The organism is Devosia marina, from assembly GCF_009758415.1.
In the GTDB taxonomy this organism is placed as follows: domain Bacteria; phylum Pseudomonadota; class Alphaproteobacteria; order Rhizobiales; family Devosiaceae; genus Devosia; species Devosia marina.
Genome location: NZ_WQRF01000002.1, coordinates 330,373 through 351,351 on the forward strand (window position 1 = coordinate 330,373; position 20,979 = coordinate 351,351).

General features: G+C 61.3%; 24 protein-coding genes and 1 riboswitch. Of the genes, 21 read left to right on the forward strand and 3 right to left on the reverse strand.

Going from position 1 to position 20,979, the window contains the following annotated elements; all coding sequences use genetic code 11:
• Positions 1-103: 103 nt before the first annotated feature.
• Complete coding sequence (locus GO014_RS09360) at positions 104-487, forward strand: DUF2794 domain-containing protein (protein ID WP_116587481.1); 384 nt, start codon at positions 104-106, stop codon at positions 485-487.
• A complete protein-coding gene (locus GO014_RS09365; RefSeq protein WP_157290098.1) occupies positions 484-951 on the forward strand; it encodes a GNAT family N-acetyltransferase in 468 nt (155 codons plus the stop codon). Before GO014_RS09360 ends, GO014_RS09365 begins: the two co-directional genes overlap by 4 nt.
• Here GO014_RS09365 and GO014_RS09370 read toward each other — a convergent pair.
• Together GO014_RS09370 and GO014_RS09375 are read right to left on the reverse strand one after the other, a co-directional pair.
• Positions 948-1,445 (reverse strand): GNAT family N-acetyltransferase, encoded by a 498-nt coding sequence (locus GO014_RS09370; protein ID WP_157290099.1) that lies wholly within the window; start codon positions 1,443-1,445, stop codon positions 948-950. The genes GO014_RS09365 and GO014_RS09370 overlap by 4 nt on opposite strands.
• Positions 1,446-1,541: 96 nt before the next feature.
• Complete coding sequence (locus GO014_RS09375) at positions 1,542-2,267, reverse strand: Bax inhibitor-1/YccA family protein (RefSeq protein WP_116587478.1); 726 nt, start codon at positions 2,265-2,267, stop codon at positions 1,542-1,544.
• A 199-nt stretch (positions 2,268-2,466) separates the two neighbouring features.
• Between GO014_RS09375 and thpR the strand changes: the two genes are divergently transcribed.
• The 3 genes from thpR (at position 2,467) to GO014_RS09390 (ending at position 4,339) form a co-directional block, all read left to right on the forward strand.
• Positions 2,467-3,006, forward strand: a complete 540-nt coding sequence (gene thpR / locus GO014_RS09380) for an RNA 2',3'-cyclic phosphodiesterase (protein ID WP_157290100.1) — start codon at positions 2,467-2,469, stop codon at positions 3,004-3,006.
• Positions 3,007-3,225: 219 nt separating this feature from the next.
• On the forward strand, positions 3,226-3,747 hold the full coding sequence (locus tag GO014_RS09385; RefSeq protein WP_157290101.1) for an invasion associated locus B family protein: 522 nt from the start codon (positions 3,226-3,228) through the stop codon (positions 3,745-3,747).
• A gap of 85 nt (positions 3,748-3,832) precedes the next feature.
• On the forward strand, positions 3,833-4,339 hold the full coding sequence (locus GO014_RS09390; RefSeq protein ID WP_157290102.1) for an invasion associated locus B family protein: 507 nt from the start codon (positions 3,833-3,835) through the stop codon (positions 4,337-4,339).
• Positions 4,340-4,378: 39 nt separating this feature from the next.
• On the opposite strand, the gene GO014_RS09395 is transcribed toward GO014_RS09390, so the two are convergent.
• Positions 4,379-5,767: a M20/M25/M40 family metallo-hydrolase gene (locus tag GO014_RS09395; RefSeq protein WP_157290103.1), complete on the reverse strand. Its 1,389-nt coding sequence runs from the start codon at positions 5,765-5,767 to the stop codon at positions 4,379-4,381.
• Between the two features lie 152 nt (positions 5,768-5,919).
• On the opposite strand from GO014_RS09395, the gene GO014_RS09400 reads away from it, so the two are divergent.
• From GO014_RS09400 to GO014_RS09475, 16 genes are all read left to right on the forward strand, one after another.
• The gene (locus GO014_RS09400; RefSeq protein WP_157290104.1) at positions 5,920-6,687 is read left to right on the forward strand and encodes a FadR/GntR family transcriptional regulator; all 768 of its coding nucleotides are present in this window, start codon (positions 5,920-5,922) and stop codon (positions 6,685-6,687) included.
• Between the two features lie 157 nt (positions 6,688-6,844).
• Positions 6,845-6,947: riboswitch (TPP riboswitch) on the forward strand.
• 111 nt (positions 6,948-7,058) lie between these two features.
• Entirely contained in the window at positions 7,059-7,802 is a 744-nt protein-coding gene (locus GO014_RS09405; RefSeq protein ID WP_157290105.1) for an ABC transporter permease, read from the forward strand.
• Positions 7,803-7,821: 19 nt separating this feature from the next.
• The gene (locus GO014_RS09410; RefSeq protein ID WP_157290106.1) at positions 7,822-8,772 is read left to right on the forward strand and encodes an ABC transporter substrate-binding protein; all 951 of its coding nucleotides are present in this window, start codon (positions 7,822-7,824) and stop codon (positions 8,770-8,772) included.
• The gene (locus tag GO014_RS09415) at positions 8,769-9,509 is read left to right on the forward strand and encodes a hydroxyethylthiazole kinase (RefSeq protein ID WP_157290107.1); all 741 of its coding nucleotides are present in this window, start codon (positions 8,769-8,771) and stop codon (positions 9,507-9,509) included. Before GO014_RS09410 ends, GO014_RS09415 begins: the two co-directional genes overlap by 4 nt.
• A complete protein-coding gene (gene thiE / locus GO014_RS09420) occupies positions 9,509-10,171 on the forward strand; it encodes a thiamine phosphate synthase (RefSeq protein ID WP_157290108.1) in 663 nt (220 codons plus the stop codon). The genes GO014_RS09415 and thiE overlap by 1 nt, the downstream gene beginning before the upstream one ends.
• Positions 10,168-10,971 (forward strand): bifunctional hydroxymethylpyrimidine kinase/phosphomethylpyrimidine kinase, encoded by an 804-nt coding sequence (thiD, locus tag GO014_RS09425; protein WP_157290109.1) that lies wholly within the window; start codon positions 10,168-10,170, stop codon positions 10,969-10,971. The genes thiE and thiD overlap by 4 nt, the downstream gene beginning before the upstream one ends.
• Positions 10,968-12,785 carry a TRAP transporter large permease gene (locus tag GO014_RS09430; protein WP_343030885.1) on the forward strand — a complete coding sequence of 606 codons (1,818 nt, stop codon included), beginning with the start codon at positions 10,968-10,970 and terminating at the stop codon, positions 12,783-12,785. Before thiD ends, GO014_RS09430 begins: the two co-directional genes overlap by 4 nt.
• A gap of 17 nt (positions 12,786-12,802) precedes the next feature.
• Positions 12,803-13,819 (forward strand): TRAP transporter substrate-binding protein, encoded by a 1,017-nt coding sequence (locus tag GO014_RS09435; protein ID WP_157290110.1) that lies wholly within the window; start codon positions 12,803-12,805, stop codon positions 13,817-13,819.
• Positions 13,820-14,474: 655 nt separating this feature from the next.
• Entirely contained in the window at positions 14,475-15,737 is a 1,263-nt protein-coding gene (locus tag GO014_RS09440) for a tyrosine-type recombinase/integrase (protein WP_157290111.1), read from the forward strand.
• Positions 15,738-15,826: 89 nt separating this feature from the next.
• Positions 15,827-16,723 (forward strand): hypothetical protein, encoded by an 897-nt coding sequence (locus GO014_RS09445; RefSeq protein ID WP_179952950.1) that lies wholly within the window; start codon positions 15,827-15,829, stop codon positions 16,721-16,723.
• Positions 16,724-16,856: 133 nt separating this feature from the next.
• Positions 16,857-17,048 carry a MerR family transcriptional regulator gene (locus GO014_RS09450; RefSeq protein ID WP_157290113.1) on the forward strand — a complete coding sequence of 64 codons (192 nt, stop codon included), beginning with the start codon at positions 16,857-16,859 and terminating at the stop codon, positions 17,046-17,048.
• A 247-nt stretch (positions 17,049-17,295) separates the two neighbouring features.
• Positions 17,296-17,685 carry a hypothetical protein gene (locus GO014_RS09455; protein WP_343030886.1) on the forward strand — a complete coding sequence of 130 codons (390 nt, stop codon included), beginning with the start codon at positions 17,296-17,298 and terminating at the stop codon, positions 17,683-17,685.
• On the forward strand, positions 17,669-17,962 hold the full coding sequence (locus tag GO014_RS09460; RefSeq protein WP_157290114.1) for a hypothetical protein: 294 nt from the start codon (positions 17,669-17,671) through the stop codon (positions 17,960-17,962). Before GO014_RS09455 ends, GO014_RS09460 begins: the two co-directional genes overlap by 17 nt.
• Entirely contained in the window at positions 17,959-18,486 is a 528-nt protein-coding gene (locus tag GO014_RS09465) for a helix-turn-helix domain-containing protein (protein ID WP_157290115.1), read from the forward strand. Before GO014_RS09460 ends, GO014_RS09465 begins: the two co-directional genes overlap by 4 nt.
• On the forward strand, positions 18,483-19,958 hold the full coding sequence (locus GO014_RS09470; RefSeq protein ID WP_157290116.1) for a DEAD/DEAH box helicase: 1,476 nt from the start codon (positions 18,483-18,485) through the stop codon (positions 19,956-19,958). The genes GO014_RS09465 and GO014_RS09470 overlap by 4 nt, the downstream gene beginning before the upstream one ends.
• Entirely contained in the window at positions 19,951-20,931 is a 981-nt protein-coding gene (locus GO014_RS09475) for a toprim domain-containing protein (protein ID WP_157290117.1), read from the forward strand. The genes GO014_RS09470 and GO014_RS09475 overlap by 8 nt, the downstream gene beginning before the upstream one ends.
• The last annotated feature ends 48 nt before the right edge of the window (positions 20,932-20,979 follow it).

Below are 20,979 nucleotides of genomic sequence, written 5' to 3' on the forward strand. Positions count from 1 at the left end.
TGTTGAGGGACAAATAATGGCCGAAATGCGGTATTTCATGCCTCTTGCCAAGCCGCGCGATTACGTCGATCATTGCGGAACGATGACAGGGCATTGAGGCGGCGTGCAGGGTCCTCCGAAGACGAGTTCGAGCAATCTGGCACTGGTGCATGTGGGCGAGCCCTCTGGCCAGTCCAGTCGGCCCGTGCAGCCCGTGGTTGCCTTTGACCGCCGGGAGCTGATGCAGATCTTGTCCGTCTATGGCCGCAAGGTTGGCTCAGGTGAATGGCGCGACTACGCCATGGATTTCCTCAAGGATCGGGCGCTGTTCTCGATCTATGCGCGGGTTTCAGAACGCCCGCTTTACGTGGTCGAGAAGAACCCCAAGCTGCGCAACAAGCAGGGCCAGTTCATGGTCACCAACCAACAGGGACGCATTCTCAAACGTGGCCACGACCTGGCGCAGGTGCTGCGGGTGCTTGATCCCGATCTGATGGTCGTGGGGTGAGCCTGCTGATCCGCTCGGCAGCTCGTGAGGATGCACCGGCGATGAGCCGGGTGCTGATCGCTTCGATCACCGAACTCTGTCATGCCGATCATCAGGATGATCCGGATCGGATTGCCGAATGGACCGCCAACAAGACCCCAGACGGCATTCTCTCCATGCTTGCGCGGGACGGTTTCTTCATGGTGGTTGCCGAACTGGATGGGCAGGTAGTCGCTGTCGGGGCCACTACGGCGGATGGCGAGATCGCCCTCAACTATGTCGCCCCTGAGGCCCGCTTTCGCGGTGTCAGCAAGGCGCTTCTCAATCATATGGAGACCGATCTGAGATCGCGCGGGTTTGTCGAAGGACGGCTGAGGGCAACGAACACGGCGAAGGCCTTTTATCGGGCCCAGGGCTGGTCTGCAGATGCCAGCCCGGATGGCGGCACGGCCTGTTTTGCCATGCATAAACGGTTGGCTGACTAAAGCGCCTTTTGCAGATGCACAATGTCGTGCCAGCGGTCAAACTTGTAACCAACGGCCTTATAATAACCTACGCGCTCGAAGCCGAACTTCTCATGAATGCCGACTGAATTTGCAGTGTCAGCGGTGATTACGGCCAGCATTTGCTTGAACCCGAAGGCTTTCGACTGCACCAGCAGTTCGGTCAGCATCAGCTTGCCCAGGCCCCGTCCGGTCTCTGCGGGATCGAGATAGATCGAATCCTCGCAGGTGAAACGATAAGCGGCACGGGGCCGGTAGAAGCTGGCATAGGCATAGCCGACAACCTTGCTCGCGCGTTCGGCGATGATCAGCGGATGGCCGAGCTTTTTCAGGCCCGCATATTTTTCGGCGATGGCTTCCTCGCCCGGGGCTTCGGTATCGAAGGTGATGGCGGTGTGGTCCACGTAGTGGCGATAGATCGTGGTGATCGCCGGAACATCGGACCAGGAGAAGGGGCGAAGAAGATAATCGGACATGGCTTTGGACAAAAGAAAGGGACCGCAGCCTTTTAAGCTGCGGTCCCTTGTGACGTCCAACCAATTTCCTTGATCGGGCGATCAAGGCCTTGATTGCTACTCGCGATTGCCGAACAGGCGGAGCAGCATCATGAACAGGTTGATGAAATCGAGGTAGAGCGAGAGCGCGCCCATGATGGCGTTCTTGGTCATCACGTCTGCCCCATAGTGCTCGGAATAGCTTTCCTTGATCTTCTGGGTGTCATAGGCGGTCAGACCGGTGAAGATCAAAACGCCGATGACCGAGATCGCAAAGTCGAGCATGGACGAAGCCATGAAGATGTTCACAATCGAGGCGATGATGATGCCAATCAGGCCCATCATCAGGAAGTTGCCCATGCCGGTCAGGTCGCGCTTGGTGGTGTAGCCGTAAAGGCTCATCGCACCAAAGGTCGCGGCGGTAATGAAGAACACCTTGGCGATCGAGGCGCCGGTATAGACCAGGAAGATGGACGACAGCGACAGGCCCATCACGGCCGCGAAGGCCCAGAATGCGCCTTGGGCGGCGCCCACGGAAAGCTTGTTGATACCGAAGCTCAGCACCAGCACGAAGGCCAGCGGGGAGAGCATGATGACCCAGGACAGCGGGCTGCCATAAAGCAGCTCGGCATTGGCCTGGCTCGACATGGCCCACTGGCTGGTGAAGAAGGCCACAAGGCCCGTAACCACCAGGCCCAGGCCCATATAATTGTAGACGCGCAGCATATAGCTGCGAAGGCCCTCATCGATGGCCGCGGCCGAGCCGGCCCGCGCACCGAGGGTCTGACGGTCATATTCAGCCATTCTTGGTTCCCTTTCCAATAGCAGACGCGGTCTTGTCACCGCCGGGGGCAATTGAGTTGCCACTTGGACCGGAATATGGGGAGGCATTGCCTGATTGACAAGGATAATCGGTTGGCTGCGACACCGGGACTGGCCGGATAAAGCGTTTGTGTTAGGGTTCTTGGGCGAATCGCGCAGACACTTGCCAGGGAGGTCCGTGATGCCCCGGCTCTTTACCGGCCTCGAAATCCCCGCCGATGTGGCATTTGCCCTCTCCCTCAAGCGAGGTGGGCTTCCCGGGGCCCGTTGGATCGATCCAGAGAATTACCACATCACCTTGCGCTTTATCGGTGATGTCGACGGCAAGACCGCAGACGAGGTGGTCGACAGCCTCGATCGGCTGTCCAATTCGCTGCAATTTTCCATCCGGCTGACCCATCTGGGCACCTTTGGCGGCGACAAGCCGCGGGCGCTTTATGCCGGCGTGGAGCCATCCGAATCGCTCAGCCGCCTGCAGGCCGCCCAGGAGCGGGTGTTGCAGCGTGCCGGCCTGCCGCCGGAGGGGCGCAAATTCGTGCCGCATGTGTCACTGGCGCGGTTGCGGGGTACGGCAGACGCCGACGTGGCGCGGTTCATTGCTGAAGCAGCTCGGTTCGAACCGCTTAGCTTCGTGCCGGCGCGATTCGTGCTGTTTTCGAGTCGGGATTCGGTGGGGGGCGGGCCCTATCTGGTGGAACAAGGCTATCCCCTGGCGGCTTGAGCCGGTTCAGATCACGCCCTTGTTAGCGCCCGCTTAACCCTGTGATGGGAGAGCGCCGGGTACCGGCCCGGATATGCCCAATTCCCGCCGCCTTTGGCTTCCATTTGATGCAAATGCCCGAGATCGGGCGGGTTTTGACACCTTGGTAACCATGTTCGGGGCACACTGGGCGGACGGAACTGCCTTCGAACACCAGCAAGACAAGAGGAAGATTTGGCGATGACGATGAAAACCGGTGGCCTCATCCTTGGGCTCGCGGTGGCAACGGTCATGGCTCTGGCCCCGGCCGCTCAGGCGCAGCAGGCCACCGAGCTGGGCACCTTCAATGCATGGTCCGCCTATACGGCGAGTGACCAGAGCGGACAGCTCTGTTTCGTTATTGGCGAACCACAGCGCAGCGAACCGAGTGGGGTCAATCGTGACCCGGTCAAATTCCTGATCGTGCACCGCAAGGGCATGGGCTCCAAGAACGAGGTTCAGACCCAGATCGGTTACCCGTACAACACCACCGATGCCAAGGCGTCGGCGACCGTTGATGGCAAAAGCTACGTCATGGCGGCACGTGGGTCGACCGCCTGGTTGGCCTCGAGCAGTGACGAGCCGGGCTTTGTTCAGGCCTTCAAGGCCGGAAACCAGTTGGTGGTGCGTGGCACCAGCCAGCGGGGGACCGATACGGTCGATACCTATTCGCTCTCCGGCGCTACTGCTGCCATGAATGCGATCGACGCGGCCTGCCAGTAGGGGCTTGCCGAGAGGCTTTCAAACACCCTAACTGGGCGTCGGGCCATCGGCCCGTTGCCCGGTTTTGCCAATGGTAAGAGACTTGATGACCCGTATCTCCGCCCTCACGTTCGCCCTGCTCACCACGCTCACTGCCGTTCCGTCGGCCTGGGCGCAATCGGCGCGCGTGCTCGGTGATTTCCGGGACTGGTCGAGCTATGCCGCCGATGACGGCAGTGGCACGGTCTGTTTTGCCATGACCCGGCCCAAAACCACCGAGCCGACACCTGAAGGCTATGGCGAGGCCTATCTTTATGTCACCAATCGCCCCGGTGAGGATGTGGTCAATGAGTTCAACGTGGTGGCCGGCTATACCTTCCAGACCGGCTCGATGGCCGTCGCCAGCGTGGGCGGGCAGGATTTTGCGCTCTTTACCCAGAATGATGCAGCCTGGCTCGATGACAGCGCCCAGAGCGCCAATCTGGCCGCTGCCATCCGCGCCGGTTCAACCGTGACCATCACGGGCACCTCGGCAAGTGGCACGGAAATCGTGCAGTCCTATTCCCTCTCGGGCGCTACGGCCGCGCAGCAGGCCATCGGCGCGGAGTGCTGAGCCGGCGCCCAGAGGCGCCCGGCCGGGCCGGCGCTGGACCTATTGCGCCAGCGCGCCCAGCACCCGTACCCAGGAGCGGATGCCGCGGTGGTAGCTCTCCAGGTCATATTTCTCATTGGGCGAGTGGATCTGGTCGTCCACATGGGCAAAGCCGATCAGCAGCGTATCGAGCCCCAGGATCTTCTTGAAATCGCCGACCACCGGAATCGAGCCGCCGGCGCCAGTGATAACCGCCTGCGTGTTCCATTCATCTGACAGGCCCTGGAGGGCCCGGTGCAGAAATTCCCCGTCGGCGGGAACCGTGATAGCAGGCGACCCACCATGGGGGGTAAAGGTCGCTGTGCAGTCTGCGGGCAGCATGTTTTCGACATGGGCGCGGAAGGCGGCGCGGATCTTTTGGGGGTCCTGGCCTGAGACCAGGCGGAAGGAAATCTTTGCCGATGCTTTGGCGGGAATGACGGTCTTGAAGCCGTCGCCCGTATACCCCCCGCTCATGCCGTTGATTTCGCAGGTGGGGCGCGCCCAGAGCTGTTCCAGCACCAAGCGGCCCTGTTCGCCGGCCGGTGTTGAGAGCCCGACCCCGCCCAGAAAGCCTTTCTCGTCAAAGTCGAGGCCGGCCCATTGCGCCTTCAGTTCAGGGGTAATTTCTGCCACATCGTCATAAAAGCCGGGCAGCGTCACCGAGCCGTCGGGCGCCCGCAGGCTGGCAATGATTTCGGCCAGCACCTGATTGGGATTGCGAGCGGCATTGCCGAACATGCCGGAGTGCAGATCCTTGTTGGCGGCGGTGATTTCGACCTCATCGGCCACCAGACCGCGCAACATGGTGGTGATCGAGGGGGTCCGGCGGTCCCACATGTCCGTGTCGCAGACCAGGGCAATGTCGGCCTTCAGCTCTTCCGCATTCTCGCGCATGAAGGGGGGCAGGTTCTTGCCGCCGCTTTCCTCCTCGCCCTCAAGCATCAGTGAGACACGGACGGGTAGCGTTCCGGTGGCGCCCTTCCAGGCGCGGCAAGCTTCGATGAAGGTGAGCATCTGCCCCTTGTCGTCCGAAGCGCCGCGCGCAACGATGATCTTGCGGCCGTCTTTCTCCTTGATTACCGGCTCGAACGGATCGGTGTCCCACAAATTGAGGGGATCGACCGGCTGTACGTCGTAATGAGCGTAGAACAGCACGTGCGGGCCGGGCTGCTGCGGGCCATGTGCCACCACGACCGGATGGCCCGGCGTGGGGCGGCTGGTGGCTTCAAAACCGAGCGCGGCCAGTTCGCCGGCAATCCAGTCGGCGGCCTTCCGGCATTCCTCGGCGTATGCCGGGTCGGTGGAAATGGACTTGATCCGCAACAAGTGAAACAAGCGCTCAAGGCTTTGATCGAGCCCGGAATCGACGGCAGCGAGAACGGTGTCGATGGTGGCGGGGCTGGTCATATGGGAGCGTCCTTGCTTGCGAATCCGATGGAGCGGTGGCGCACCATCGCGCGTGGCGCGTCGGGCTGTCCAGTGGCATCGCGATCGATGTTATTGTCATACTATTGCGGCTGTGGTTAGGTCTCGGCGCATCATGGGTGAATGGGGTTGGCATGGACAGATCCGGTGGACGCGCGCGGCATTCGGGTGATCTGATCGCCTCGCTTTCCGGTCGCAGCCCGGCGCGCAATCTGCATTCAGACGTGCTCTGGGAACTGGGCCTGGCGATTGTCTCCGGACAATATGCCGAGGGCGAAATCCTGCCGCCGGACAGCGACCTGCTCGACCGCTTTGGGGTGTCGCGCACCGTGTTGCGCGAAGCGCTGAAGACCCTGGCGGCCAAGGGATTGATCGAGGCACGCGCGCGAATCGGCACCCGCGTCCTGCCGCGCAATCGCTGGAACCTGTTCGATGTCGATGTGCTGGCCTGGTTTTTCGAGTTGGGCCCGGAAGTGGGGTTCCTGCGCAGCCTCGCCGAAGTGCGCATTGGCATCGAGATCGAAGCGGCGGCGCTGGCGGCGGAACGCAGCGCGCCAGAGCTATCGGCGGCGTTGATCGCATGTGTTGAGCAGATGGCAATCGCGGAGACGCCCGCCGATTTTGCGCGCCATGATCTTGAGTTTCATCGACTGGTGGCGGAGGCGTCAGGCAACCCCTTCATGGCCTCGATCAGCGCATTGGTGGAAATGGCGCTGACGGCGGCCTTCACCATATCGTCGCCGGTCAATGATCCGGTGGCCCTGGGCGTCACGGTCAGCGTGCACCGGCGCATTGCCGAAGCTATCCGGGATGGTGATGCGCATGCGGCGCGGCTGGCCATGCGCGATGCAATCTCACAGGGCTTCGACCGGGCAGCCGGGCGGATGGAAAAAGAGGGGTAGAGGGGGTCTGTCTGCCTTTGGGTTCGGCATTGTTGCCTGGGCAAATTCGCCGCGACAGCCTTCGCATTCCTTCCGCGTCATCATCAACATCCTGTCCCGACAGCGAGAGCCCGCGGCGCAGGCGCCTTGACGCTTCTTAGTTTCCCTGAAATTGTCATCCTATTCCGAGGGGGGCGCCGAACGGCGCTGAGATGGCGGTGAGCCGGACCCTTGAACCTGATCCGGGTCGTACCGGCGTAGGAACGGAACAAGGGACAGCCGCTGTCCTCATTCCCCCTTCTTCGCTTGCCTGGATCTCCATGATGATTGGAGATCGCCAATGTTAAACTGCATGATGATCAGCGCCATTTGGCCCGGCTGAAGCTGGCGCGATGGGGAATTTCTCGTCCACGATGCGGACGCTGGTGACGTTGCTTGCCGGCTGGCAGGCAATCGTCTGGATCTGGACGCCGCCGCGCTACATTCTGCCCGCGCCGCTGGATGTGCTGGCGGCGATGCAGAGGCAGCCGCTATTCTTGCTCCAAAATAGTTTGGTGACGCTGGCTGAAGTCCTTGCCGGATTTGCGCTGGGTTGTGTGCTCGGGGCGCTGACAGCGCTCGGTATGGCTGCCTGGCCCCGGCTCGGACGCCTCGTCTGGCCGATCGTGCTGGTGCTGCAGGCCTTCCCGGTTTTCGTCATAGCGCCGTTGCTCGTCATCTGGCTGGGCTTTGGCATGCCTTCGAAAGTGGTGATGGCGACGCTCATCATCTTCTTCCCCGTGACTTCGGCTTTCGGCGACGGATTGCGGCGAATCGAGCCGGACCTGCTCGACGCCACCGCGCTGACCGATGCCAGCCACTGGCAAACCCTCTGGCATATCCGCGTGCCGCTTGCGCTGCCCTCGCTGGTTTCAGGCCTGCGTGTGGCCGCGCCGTTGGCTCCGCTGGGGGCCGTGGTGGGCGAATGGGTGGGCGCGTCGGCGGGGCTTGGCTTCGTCATGATCCAAGCCAATGCTCGGATGCAGACCGACATGGTCTTTGCCGCCATGACCATTCTCGCTGCCCTGACGCTGCTGCTGCGCCATGCGGTCGACCGCATGGCACCGCACCTGACGCCGTGGGCCCAGGAACAATAATCTTCAAACACACCGCACAATGGAGCGTCCCATGATCCGACATACTGCCCTTGCCTTTGCCGCGAGCCTGGCTCTGGCCGGCCCGGCGGTCGCCGATGACAAATTGACGATATTGCTCGAATGGTTCGTCAATCCGGACCACGCGCCACTGGTTGTGGCCAATGAGCTGGGCCTGTTCGAAGAAGTTGGTCTTGAGATCGAACTGCTGCCGCCGGCCGATCCCTCGATCGTGCCGCGCGCCGTTGCCTCGGGACAGGCGGAAATTGGCGTCCACTACCAACCCAATCTCTATCTCGACAACGAAGCCGGCGTGCCGCTGGTGCGGTTCGGAACGCTGGTGGAGACGCCACTCAACACGCTGACCGTCCTGGACGATGGCCCGATCGAGGACCTCGCCGACCTGGCCGGCAAGCGCATTGGTTTTTCGGTGTCGGGCTTTGAGGACATGATCTTGTCGACCATGCTGACGAGCGCTGGTGTCGACCCCGCAGACGTGGAGTTCGTGAACGTCAATTTCGCGCTGACTGCTTCCCTGATCGGAGGCAAGGTCGAGGCGACCATAGGCGGCTTTCGCAATTTCGAACTGATGCAGATGCGGCTCGAGGGCCGCGAGGGGCGGGCGTTCTTTCCCGAGGATCACGGCGTTCCCATCTATGACGAACTGATCTTTGTCACACGCGCGGAGCTGGTGTCGGACGACCGGCTCGTGCGCTTCCTCGAAGCTGTCGAAAAGGGCGCGATCTATCTGACCAATCACCCGGAAAAGAGCTGGGAGCTGTTCATTCGCGCCTATCCCGAGCTCGATGACGCGTTGAACCGGCAGGCCTGGGTCGACACCATGCCGCGCTTTGCCAAGCGTCCAGCGGCGCTCGATGCGGGACGCTATGAGCGCTTCGGCCAGTTCCTGGCGGACGCCGGGCTCATCGAGACCGCACCGGCGCTGAACGAAATCGCGGTGGAACTGAAATGAGTGCGCCTAGGTCTTACGCGCAAGACCTGCCCAGGCAGGCGGCCGATTTATTGGACCGCGTGCGGACAGGAAGCCCGCGCGTGCATTGCCTGATGAACACCGTGGTGCAGAAGCTGGTGGCCGACGGGTTGTCGGCCATAGGCGCCGTTCCATCCATGACCTCTTCGGTCGAAGAAGTGCAGGCTTTCGTCCGCAAGGCTGATGCGCTTGTGGTCAATTTGGGCACCCTTGATGCGCAAAGGCGCGAGGCGGTCGGTTTGGCGCTCGATACCGCTGCGGAAGTTGAAAAGCCCTGGGTGCTGGATCCGGCCCACTGCGATTATTCGCCGTTGCGCGCGGCATTCGCACAGGAGCTACTGGCCCGGGGGCCGGCAATCCTGCGTGCCAACGCGGCCGAGCATCTGTTGCTCGAAGTGCCGTCCGATATCGTCGGGGTCCGGACCGGGGAGGAGGACCGCATCGATTTGTCCGCCAGGACGGCGATGATTGGCAACGGACATCCGTTCATGGCCAAAGTTACCGGCACCGGTTGTCTTTCCGGGGCGGTGATCGCGGCGTTTGTGGCAATCGGAGACGACCGGTTCATTGCCGCCGCGTCAGCCATGCTGGTCATGGGCGTGGCCGCCGAGATCGCAGCTCGCACTATGAGGGGGCCGGCAAGCTTCGGAATCGAGCTTCTCGACGTCTTGTATCGGCTTTCGGCACAGGACATCGCGCAGGTCGCAAGGTGTCGATAATGAGTAGGGTCGATTACCGGCTGAACGCCATCGTCGACGGCAGCCTGCGCAATATCGCGGACCTGGCCGAGCTGGCGCGGATCGCGGCGCAGAATGGGGCCACCATTGTCCAGTATCGCGACAAGAAGGCGGGCAGCCGAGAGCTTGTCGAACAGGCTATGGCTATTCGCACGGCCCTTGCCGGCACAGGCGTCCCGCTGGTCGTCAATGATCGCGTTGACGTGGCGCTCGCCGCGGGGGCGGATGGTGTTCATCTGGGCCGTGACGATCTCGATGCGAAGACAGCGCGTCGACTGCTCGGGCCGGAGGCGATCATCGGGCTTACAGTCAAGAACGAAGCCGATGCCGATGCGGCGCTGGCGGTGCCGGTGGATTATGCCTGTATCGGCGGGGTGTTCGAGACGCTCTCCAAGCTCAATCCCGATCCGCCGGTGGGGTTGGACGGCTTTGCGCTGTTGCGGAGCCGCATGCGGTCGGCCTGCCCGGACATGCCGGTAGGTGCCATCGCCGGAATAGACCTGGCGCGCGCCAGCCAAGTCATCCGCGCTGGCGCTTCCGGCGTCGCAATGATTTCGGGAATATTTCGGGCGCCCGATATTGCTGCCGCGACGCAAGCAATGCGCCGGGCCGTCGACGCCGCTCTCAAGGAACACCAGAAATGACCAAGATCGCGCTTACCATCGCCGGATCGGATAGCGGCGGCGGGGCTGGCATCCAGGCCGACCTCAAGACGTTTTCGGCGCTTGGCGTGTTTGGAACCAGTGTCATTACTGCATTGACTGCGCAGAATACCATGGGCGTCCGCGCAGTTGAGGATGTGTCCCCTTCCATGATCGCTGCGCAGATCGACGCCATCTACGAGGACATGGATGTGGGCTCGGTCAAGATCGGTATGGCCTCGCGGATCGAGACCATTGAGGTCATCGCCGGCAGCCTGCAAAGCCGCGGCATAAGGCCGGTGCTCGACCCGGTCATGGTCGCCACATCCGGCGACCGCCTGTTGCGGGCCGATGCCATCGAGGCGCTGCGGACGCAATTGGTGCCGCTTGCGGTTCTGGTCACCCCGAACCTGCCCGAAGCAGCGCTATTGAGCGATTCCCGTCCTGCCGAGACCGAGAAGGAAATGCAGGTCCAGGCCGAGGCGATACTGCGTGCCGGGGCTGGTGCTGTTTTGCTCAAGGGTGGGCACGGCGTCGGGACAGAGAGCACCGACATCCTATTTGACGGCAACGGGATGCAACGCTTCCCTGCGCTGCGTATCCGCACCGCCAATACGCACGGCACCGGCTGCACATTGTCGGCGGCGATCGCTGCCGGTCTGGCGCAATCATTGTCGCTGGCCGAGGCTGTGGGCCAGGCCAAGGCGTATCTGCAGGAAGCCTTGGCGGCGGGCGCGAAGATGTCGATCGGGCAGGGCAATGGCCCGGTTCATCATTTCCATCGCTGGTGGCCTGCTGCGTGAGAGGGAGCGGAATAGCTGTGGGATCCCCGTTCTGCGACCGCGCTGCCCGTTGGCTGCGAGGGGTGGAAGGGGTGCTGGCTGCCATCTGCGCCGCGCTGCTGCTGGTCCTGCTGGTCGTGGTGCTGATGACGGTTGTGCTGCGCTATGGCTTCAACACCGGCTTTGTCGGCTCGGAAGAGCTGGGAATCTGGTTGCATGTCGCCCTGATTGCATTTGGTGCTCCGCTGGCACTGAACAGTGCCCTGGCCATGCGGCTCGACGTGTTCACCGCCCGACTGCCGCCGGGTGGGCGGGACGCAGCGGCCGTCCTGTCGGACACCTGCACCGTGCTGGCCGGCCTGGTCCTGGCGTTCGGCAGTGCGCGGATCGCCACCATGCTCGGCGGCGTTGCGCCCGCGCTGGGCCTGCCCGAATGGATACGCTTTGGTTTTCTTGGGGCCGGCGGGGCAATGATCGTCGTGGTTTTGGCGCTGCAGCGGCTTGCCGAGGGCAGGTGGCGGAGCTTGATGGTGGCGCTGGCGGCGGGTTTTGGCCTGTACCTCGTCACTGCCCAGATGACCGTTCCGGTCGGATGGCCATCAAGCGTCGTGCTGGGGCTGTTCGCGGCCATGGGCGTCGTCGTCGCCGCACCCCTTCCGCACGCGCTCATTGCTGCCGCCTATCTGGCTGTCGCCTTTGGCAGCCCGCTGCCGGAACAGGCGATTGTCTCCTACACCGTCGGCGGCATGTCCAAATTCCTGTTGTTGGCGATACCGTTTTTTCTGCTCGCTGGTGGTTTGCTGACCCTATCGGGCACGGCGGCTCGGATCGTGCGCTTTGCCGCATCGCTGGTCGGGCATCGGCGGGCCGGACTGGCGCAGACGACGCTTTTGACCAGCGTGCTGTTTTCCGGCGCCTCCGGGTCGTCAGTTGCCAATGCAGCCTTTGGCTCCGCCACGCTTCAACCGGAACTGGTCAAGAACGGCTACGCGCCGGCGCAGGCTGGAGCGATTGTCGCCTCGACATCGGTGCTAGACAACGTCATACCGCCGTCCATCGCCTTTCTTATTCTGGCCGTGGCGACAAACCTCTCCGTCGGCGCGCTGCTTGTCGGCGGCCTCATGGCCGGCGCCTTGATGGCGATGTGTCTGGCGGTGGCTATCCACCTGAGTGCAAACAGCCAGTCGATGGCGCGGGCAGGCGCGGCGGAGCGTTGGCGTTCGGCTCGGGCCGCAATCCCCGCCTTTGGCCTCGGCATCATTGTCGTTGTCGGCATTCGTATGGGGGTGGTGACCGTTACGGAGGCTGCCGCGCTCGCCGCGCTTTATACGCTCGTTCTGGGTATTGGTACCCGCCTGACGATGATGTCGCTCTATGCCGCCTTCCGCCAGTCGGCAATCGAGGCTTCCGCTATCGGCCTGCTGATCGGTGCCGCCGGGCCGTTCGCTTTTCTCATGGCCGTCGATAACGTCTCAAGCTTGGTGTCTTCCCTTATCAGCGGTCTGGGGCTTGGCCCGCTTGGCGTGCTGATCGTCATCAACGTGCTGCTGGTGATGGTCGGGCTTGTGCTCGATATCGGTGCCGCGATCCTGCTGTTCGCGCCCATCTTTCTGCCACTGGCGGTTGCCGCCGGTGTCGATCCCATTCATTTCGGGGTCATTCTGGTCGTGAACCTGATGATCGGCGGTTTGACGCCTCCGTTCGGCATGCTGGTCTTTGTCGTGAGCGGCGTCACCAAAGTGCCCGCCGGTGCGCTGTTCCGGGCCATCCTGCCCTATCTTGCCGCTTTGTTCGTCTCGCTCGCTTTGCTCACTGCGGGCGCCGTTATTCTTTAGCAACGGAGCATTTTTCGATGTCCACGCTGTCCCGCCGTCGTTTCATCCAAGCCGCCACTGCCGTGGGCGCGGGGCTCATCCTCGCCCCAGCCGTTATCGGCCGCGTGCGGGCGCAGGCCCCCATAACTCTGACCGTCGCCTCGCTGTTCGGTGAGGACAAACCCGAGACGCAGATCTGGCACCACATCCGGGACATCGTGGCCGAGAAACTGCCGGGCCAGTTCCATTTCAATATCGTTGGCAATGCCGCCCTGGGTGGGGAAAAGCAAGTGGCGGAAGGCATCCGTCTCGGCTCTGTGCAGGCCAGCCTGTCAACTGTGTCCGCGCTCTCCGGTTGGGTGCCCGAAGCGCAGCTTCTCGACCTGCCGTTTCTGTTTCGCGATGCTGCGCATGTCCGCGCCACCGTAGGCGGAACCGTGGGAGCGGAACTCAAGGAGAAGTTCGCAGCACAGAATTTTGTCGTGCTCGATTTCATCAATTACGGCGCGCGTCATCTGCTTACAAAAAAGCCGGTGACAGAGCCTGCTCAACTCGCCGGCAAGCGCATTCGCGTCATTCAAACCCCGCTGCATACCGGGCTCTGGAGCGCCTTTGGCATGACACCGATCGGTATTCCGATTCCCGAGACCTACAACGCCCTGCAGACGGGGGTGGCCGATGCGATGGACCTGACCAAATCGGCCTATGCCGGCTTTCGGCTCTACGAGGTCGTGCCCTACCTGACTGAAACCGGCCATATCTGGGCGTCGGGCGTGGTTTATTTCTCAGCCTCTTTCTGGAATGGCCTCAATGCGGAGCAGCAGGAGGTGTTTCGGGCGGCGGCGTCTGCCGGCGCTGCCCATTTCAACGAGCTGATCGTCGCCGACGAGGCGCGCTCGATGGCTCTTGCTGCACAACATGGCGGCGAAGTTCTCCAACCTGAAGACCGGGCGCAGTGGGAGGAAGGCGCGCGCGATGTCTGGCAGGATTTCGCTGCCGTCGTGGGTGGCCGTGACAAGATTGAGGCGATCCGGCAGGCCGGTGGAGCGGGATGAGATCAGCCTGTGTTTCAACTGAATTAGAAAGCAAGAAAGTGGACATTTTCGACCGCCTCAAGGAGGCCGATAGGGCCGCGCCTGTCGTGCTTTCTGCACCCCGCTTCCAGCGTCTACACGCACACCACCATCAGCGGCGGCCAACGCTATCGTTCGACAACGGGGGGTGCTGGACCAGCATTGTCCTGTACCTTGAGCCGAAGCGACAATGGGCACGCAGGGTCAATCGCCTGTATAGGCTGGGCGATCCTCAAGATTGTTGCGCAGTGAGGACACGCTGATCTTTTCGGTTGTCTGTTTCCGTCAGCTACACCCGCCAGAAGGAAACTGGGGGTTGGTTAGAACGTCGGCATGGCGAGTCCTTGGATGGCTGACCAAGGATTTTGGGAGCTATTCTACGGGGTACGGAGCCGGGGTACGAATTGGCGACATATTGTGAACCAATGCCGACATAACGCATTGATTTTTCGAAAGTTTTTTGCAGTTTCGGAGAAATGGTGGAGCTGAGCTCCACCTAACCAACGTTCTCCGGTGTTCGCAGACATTCAGATTTCATAGTGGTTTAGCCCGGTCACCGTGAACACATGTTCTTGTGGCGTTCGCCGATGTTCGCTATCATCCACACACTCAAGTGGGGATGAAAGTGGGGTCTGCTATGGCGCGGTCTCTGAACAAGTTGTCCGAAGTCGGGGTTCGCTCTGCGAAGAAGGTCGGTCGTCATAGCGACGGGGGCGGCCTCTATCTCAACGTATCAGCGAGCGGCGGAAAGTCGTGGGTCTTCATGTGGACGCCGCCTGGTGGCAAGCGTCGTGAGATGGGTCTCGGTCCATATCCAACGGTGACCTTGGCCAAGGCCAGGGCGATGGCTGCCAACTATCGTGTCGACGTAGCAGAGGGTCGCGATCCGATTGCCGAACGTGACCAGACGCCCGAACCCTTATTTGGCGACGCGGCCGACCAGTATATCGAGACCATCAAATCCGAATGGAGCAACGCCAAGCACGCGGAACAATGGTCGCACACGTTCAAAGTCCGGTGCGCGGCTATTCGGAACTTGAGGGTGTCGACCGTTAGCACCGATCACATTCTCAAGGTTCTCCGCCAGCCGGTGACTTCGAAATACAAAGGCGAGGTGAAGAGCGGCGAGTTCTGGCTTGTTATGCCAGAGACGGCCGGTCGGGTTCGCAACCGAATTGAGCGTGTTCTCGACCATTGCCGGACAAAAGGATGGCGTTCCGGTGAAAACCCAGCACGTTGGAAAGGCCATCTTGCGCATTTGCTGCCCAAGCCAGCATCCTTGATCCGGGGCCATCAACCGGCCATGCCCTATGAAGACGTTCCCGCCTTCATGGCGGAACTGCGTTCCCAAGAAGGTCTGACGGCGCGCGCGGCAGAATTCACCATCTTGAATATGTCTCGGTCGAACGAGGTGCTAGGCGCTGAATGGTCTGAGTTCGACTTGGAAGGCAAATTCTGGACGATACCGAAGGAACGCATGAAGATGGACAAGGAGCATACGGTTCCTTTGTCTGACCGCGCCGTTGAGATTATCCGGGAGCTCAAGGGTGAGGGCACAAACCATCGCTATGTGTTCCCTGGCCAGCCCCGCACGTCGGACGGGGAAGAGCGACCGCTTTCCAATATGGCAATGCTGATGCTGATCCGCCGGATGGGCTACGAAGTCACGATGCACGGCTTCAGATCGTCTGCCCGAGACTGGGCCGGGGATGAGACGCCATTCGCCCGTGAGATTGTCGAGCACGCCCTCGCCCATAAGGTCGGCGATGACTCCGAGAATGCTTATCGGCGCCTGACCGCGCTCAAGAAGCGCCGGGTGCTCATGCAGGCTTGGGCTGACTACTGCTGCTCGACAAGGCCCTCAAACGTCGTGCCCATCAAGGGCGGTGCAACTAGCTAACAGAACCCGTGGGGATAGACCGGCCAGTCGAAAAGCGGGGAACACCTCCCGCCCTCCCCACGGTCCCTAGGTGTCCGCAGAGGTAGCGAGTGAACGAGAACTTCTTAGACGTAGTCGCGCGCCGAAGAGCTAGGCGGGAAGACTTGATTGCGCAGGTCGCTAACGGGCTGCCTCATGAGGAGGCGGAGCGAATTAGCTTAGCCGAAGGACACGGGTCACTTCTCAACAACCCTACATTCGCGGACATCGATGGATTTGCGGAGCCACGATGGACGCTGCTCATGGCATTCGCTTGGGTTGCATGGGGTCGAAACCCGGACCACGTTCGTCTGTATTTTCCTGAGTACCGTGCCCAGTGCAGACGTTGGGTGAGCTTTGGGAGCGGTCATGTCATTGCACCAATGCAGATTTACAATGCCCACGGTGCGATTCAAAATCTGAGGCAAGACTGGCACGGCGATCTCGACAGTGCGTTGGGCCACCACGGCACCACGGCCCGGTTGGCCTGGGATAGCCTCCGCGCGAAGTTTCGCGCTGGTCGTATAAAAACCTTTGCGCAGCTTGTGAATGAGCCAGCTAAAGGGGTGGGTGATATCGATGCCGCCAACTGGCAAGGTTTGTTCTTGATGCCGCCAACGGGCGTTTTGGTTGACGCTCTGTGCTATGCGGACAAGCAGCCAGTCTATTTCAACGTATCCGTCGAAAAGGCCTCTTTGTTCGCTGAGTACCCTCCAGATGGCGAGCGTGCCCCCACGGCTGCGATGACTGAGAGTAGCGCAGAGGCGAAGAGGCCCGCTAAAGGACATGCGGCTGGTATTGAGGCGGCCATAGCTGCTTTGTGGCCAGACGGTCTGCCGGCCGGACTTCCTGTGGCCGAGCGAAATGACATCATCTTTCGTGAGATGCAGCGACAGGGGACAACAACTAAGGCGACAATCGACCCCGTCACTTTCCGTAGGTTCTTCAAGGAACGATCGTCACGTTAGGCGACATTTTGCGACAGGTACCGACAGGTCTCAATTTGACTGCTGACCGCACGCATTCGTGTGCTTAGTGAATTAGTCGCCCGCTGATCTCCAGCGGAGTCTGACTGGCCAGAATGCCAGCGGGACGCGACTAATGACCCAAGTTGAAGCTTACCCTCTGCCCGAATTTTGCCGGACACACGGTATTGGGCGCACCAAAGCCTACGAAGAAATCAATGCGGGTCGGCTCAAGGCCCGCAAATCTGGTGCTCGCACCATCATCTTGGCCGAGGACGCCGAGGCCTGGCTGAAGAGCCTACCAGAGTTGTCGCCCAAGGCCGCCTGATCCAGCAACCCATGAAAAAGGGGAGCTGGCTGGCAGGCCAATGCGCTCCCCGGAAAGTGTTTCCGAGTGCATAAATACACCAAGTGCGCCAATGCGCGCAACAGGCGCAAAGCCGCAAATCTCTGCAACATCAACGAACCTGAACTGACGCGCGGCGGTCTGGTAATCAAGCGCTGTCGCCCCCAGTGGTCGGCCAGCGTTTGCAACCTCAAGGCAGCATTGGCTGGCATTGGTCAGGAGGTGCGCCATGTCGGCTAATCCTCGCCGCCGTACGTCGGCCACTGACCCAAAGCGTTGCATCTTCAGAAAGGCTAAGACCTGGACACGACGGGATCCCGACGCCCCCCAGACGCCTCAGGCCAGGTGGAACCAGAGCAATCGCCACAAACTTCGCGCCCATGCCGAAGTCCGGAAGGCCCTGCGCACCGGCGACCTCAAGCGCGGTCGCTGCGAGGTCTGTGGCAGTCTACGCGTCGAAGCGCACCATGAGGACTATACGGCGCCACTGGCGGTGACATGGCTGTGCCGTCGCCACCACAAGCTGTGGCACGCGGCCGAGCAGAAAATCGAAAATGGTGGCGTCGCCCTTTGGATCGAAGCGCTATTGTCGGGAGGCTCCAATGTCTCCGGCCAATGACAATGCACCAAGTCCTGAGGCGAGCTGGAGCCATATCGAACTGTCGGCGGGGACGGTAACCGACGCCTACGTGCTGGACGAGCATGGCAAACGTGCTCTGCCAAGTGAGGTTGGTCAGTTTCGCTTCTTCATCGACGTGGTCGAATACGATGGTGGTCGTCTCGGGTTGGACAGTTGCGACACCTATGACCACGCGATCCTTAAGGCGGAACAGGCGCGACATGACTGGCGGCTCTCCAGTCCGGTTCGTGACGTGGTCGTGGAGTCGCGCCCATGAGCAAGGAAGCCTGTAAATGGCATAGCCGTCAGGTGATCCCCAATGGACCAATGAAATCCGTCCTGGGTGTCCTGGCATACCTGCACTGTGAGGGGAAGTTGATCTTCCCCTCACAGGCTTACCTTGCCCGTGAGACTGGATTGACCGACCGGTCGGTGCGCACCGCGCTGGCTCTTCTCGATGCGATGGGTGTCGTTGACCGTCGCCATCGCAGTGCTGGTGCAAAGGGTCGAATTTCCGACAGCTACACCCTGCGCCTGAACCAGGAATTCATGTTCACCCGGCGGCAAATCCGGGACACCCGAAATGCACTTCGTTACCGGAAGCAAATTCCGGTTGGAGAAAATTCGCTACCGGAACGTGGTTCCTTCGCTACCGGAAGCGCGTTCCGGGGAATAGGAGAGGAACAGGATAAGAGTACCTACCAAGAGGGAGCCCTAAAGGGGGTAGATAGTAGTGTAGGGTATACGCGCGAGGCCGGGGTGGTGGTGCCACTGCGCGCAATCGGCGGGGGTGCCAAATGAGGCAGCTCCACGACTATCAAGCCAATGCCATCGCCTTTCTACGCCAATCCCTGGCCAAGGGACACAAAAGGCCCATGCTCCAGGCGGCGACCGGGTCAGGTAAAACGGTTATCGGTGCCCACATTACGCAATCGGCCTTGGACAAGGGAAAGCGCGTTTGCTTCACCGTTCCGGCGATCTCGTTGATTGACCAAACCGTCGAGCGTTTCCGGCAGGAAGGAATCGATAACCTAGGGGTTATTCAGGCAGACCATCCTGCCACTGATCCAACGGCGCAAGTCCAGATCGCCAGTGTCCAAACCCTCGCCCGCCGCATGTTCCCTGGCACTGACCTCGTTATCGTTGACGAGGCCCATCAGATGCACAAGGCGGTGTTCCAATGGATGGGTCACTGTCCAGAACTCCCATTTGTCGGGTTGTCGGCAACGCCTTGGACCAAGGGCCTCGGCAAATACTACGACGACCTCATTGTGGCTGCGACGACGGGTGATTTGATCTCCCGGGGCTTCCTGGCCCCATTCCGGGTCTTTGCCCCGTCGCATCCTGACCTTTGCAAGGTTCGAACTGTTGCTGGTGACTATCACGAGGGCGACCTCGAAGAGGCCATGAGCGAGCCCAAACTCACGGCGGACATCGTGTCGACCTGGTTGGAAATGGGTGAGAACCGTCCGACCCTTTGCTTCGCGGTCAATCGAGCACACGCGAGAAAGTTGCAGGACGAGTTCACGGCCGCCAATGTCAGTTGTGCCTATGTCGATGCCTACACTGACCGTGAGGAGCGCAAGCGGCTCTGCGAGGCCCTCAACGATGGGCTGGTCAAGGTCATCGTCAATATCGGGACCATGACGACGGGCGTGGATGTTGATTGCCGGTGCATCATCCTGGCGCGACCCACGAAGTCGGAAACCCTCTATGTCCAGATCATCGGTCGCGGCCTTCGCACTGCGCAGGGCAAAGTTGATTGTCTGATCCTCGATCACAGCGATACCACGCTGCGGCTGGGCTTTGCCGACCAAATCCACCACGACACGTTGGACGATGGGCGCCGCGACGAAACCCGTTCCCGGAATGCCAAGACAGGCACGCCCAAGCTGCCCAAGGAATGCACCAGTTGCCACTTCGTGAAACCGGCCGGCGTCCACGTTTGCCCTCAATGCGGTTTTGCACCCGCGCGTAGGGAGGACGTGGAAACGGCGGCAGGCAAGCTCGTTCAGGTGGCCGGAGGCAAGGCACAGGCAGATCACTCCACCAAGCAAAGGTTTTGGAGCGGGCTGCAATGGTATTGCCAGCAGCGCGGCTACAATCAGGGCTGGGCATCGCACAAGTACCGGGAAAAATTCGGGGTCTGGCCACGTGGGATGCTCGACACGCCGCGTGCCCCGGATGCGGAATGCGCCAACTTCGTTCGGGCTGGGATGATCCGGTTTGCCAAGGCCAAACAGAAGCAATTGCGGGAGGCGACCAATGGGTAATCTCGCAGACCGTGCACAGGGACGGTGGCGTGAAATTCTTCCCGCTCTCGGCATCGACGCCAAGGCATTGGTCAACAAGCATGGGCCATGCCCTGTCTGTGGTGGCAAGGATCGCTTTCGCTTCGATGACAAGAATGGGTCAGGAAGCTGGATTTGCAACCAGGGCCATGGTGGCGAACACGACAAGGCAGCGGGTAGCGCCGGAAATGGCGTCTCCCTTGTCATGGACTTCAAGCAGTGCAGCTTCCCCGAGGCAGCGCGTCTGATCGAAGGCATTGTCGGAAAAGCCGACAATGACCGGCCTCCATCCATGCCGGTCGTGGACGAAGAACAGGCCGCCCGAGAACGTTACCAGCAAACCATTGCGCTCTGGCGTTCCGGTATCGCCATCCGCTCAGGTGATCCCGCAGATCTCTATCTCCGGTCTCGCGTTGGTCCGTATCGGCCAACACGGGCATTGCGGCTCATTCCTGAGACCGTTTTTGCTGGCCGGTCCATGCCCGCATTGCTCTCGGCTTTTGTGGATGTCCACGGCGAATTGTGCGGGGTGCAGCGGACCTTCCTGACCGCCGATGGGCAGAAGGCGAAGGGCATCGAGGCGCCCCGCTGGAACACTGGGACTTTGCCCGAGGGCGGAGCCATACGATTGGCATCGCATGACAACACCCTGGGGATCGCCGAGGGCGTGGAGACGGCCCTATCTGCAACCGCCCTCTACGGTGTTCCCTGCTGGGCAGCGTTGAACGCCGGGCGGCTGGAGGCATGGGAGCCACCCGAGGGCGTTCGCAACATCGTGGTGTTCGGTGACGCGGACCTGAACTACCGGGGACAACAGGCGGCCTTCAACCTGGCGCATCGGCTTTCACGCAAGGTGCAGGGGAAACCCGAACTGGTGGTGCAGGTGGCCATACCCGAGGAGCTGGCAACCGATTGGAACGATGTCCTGCGCAAAAGTGGGCAGCGTGCTGCGTGATGTCATCTGCACCCTTTTCCTGAGAACACCCCCGTTACTCCATCAGAT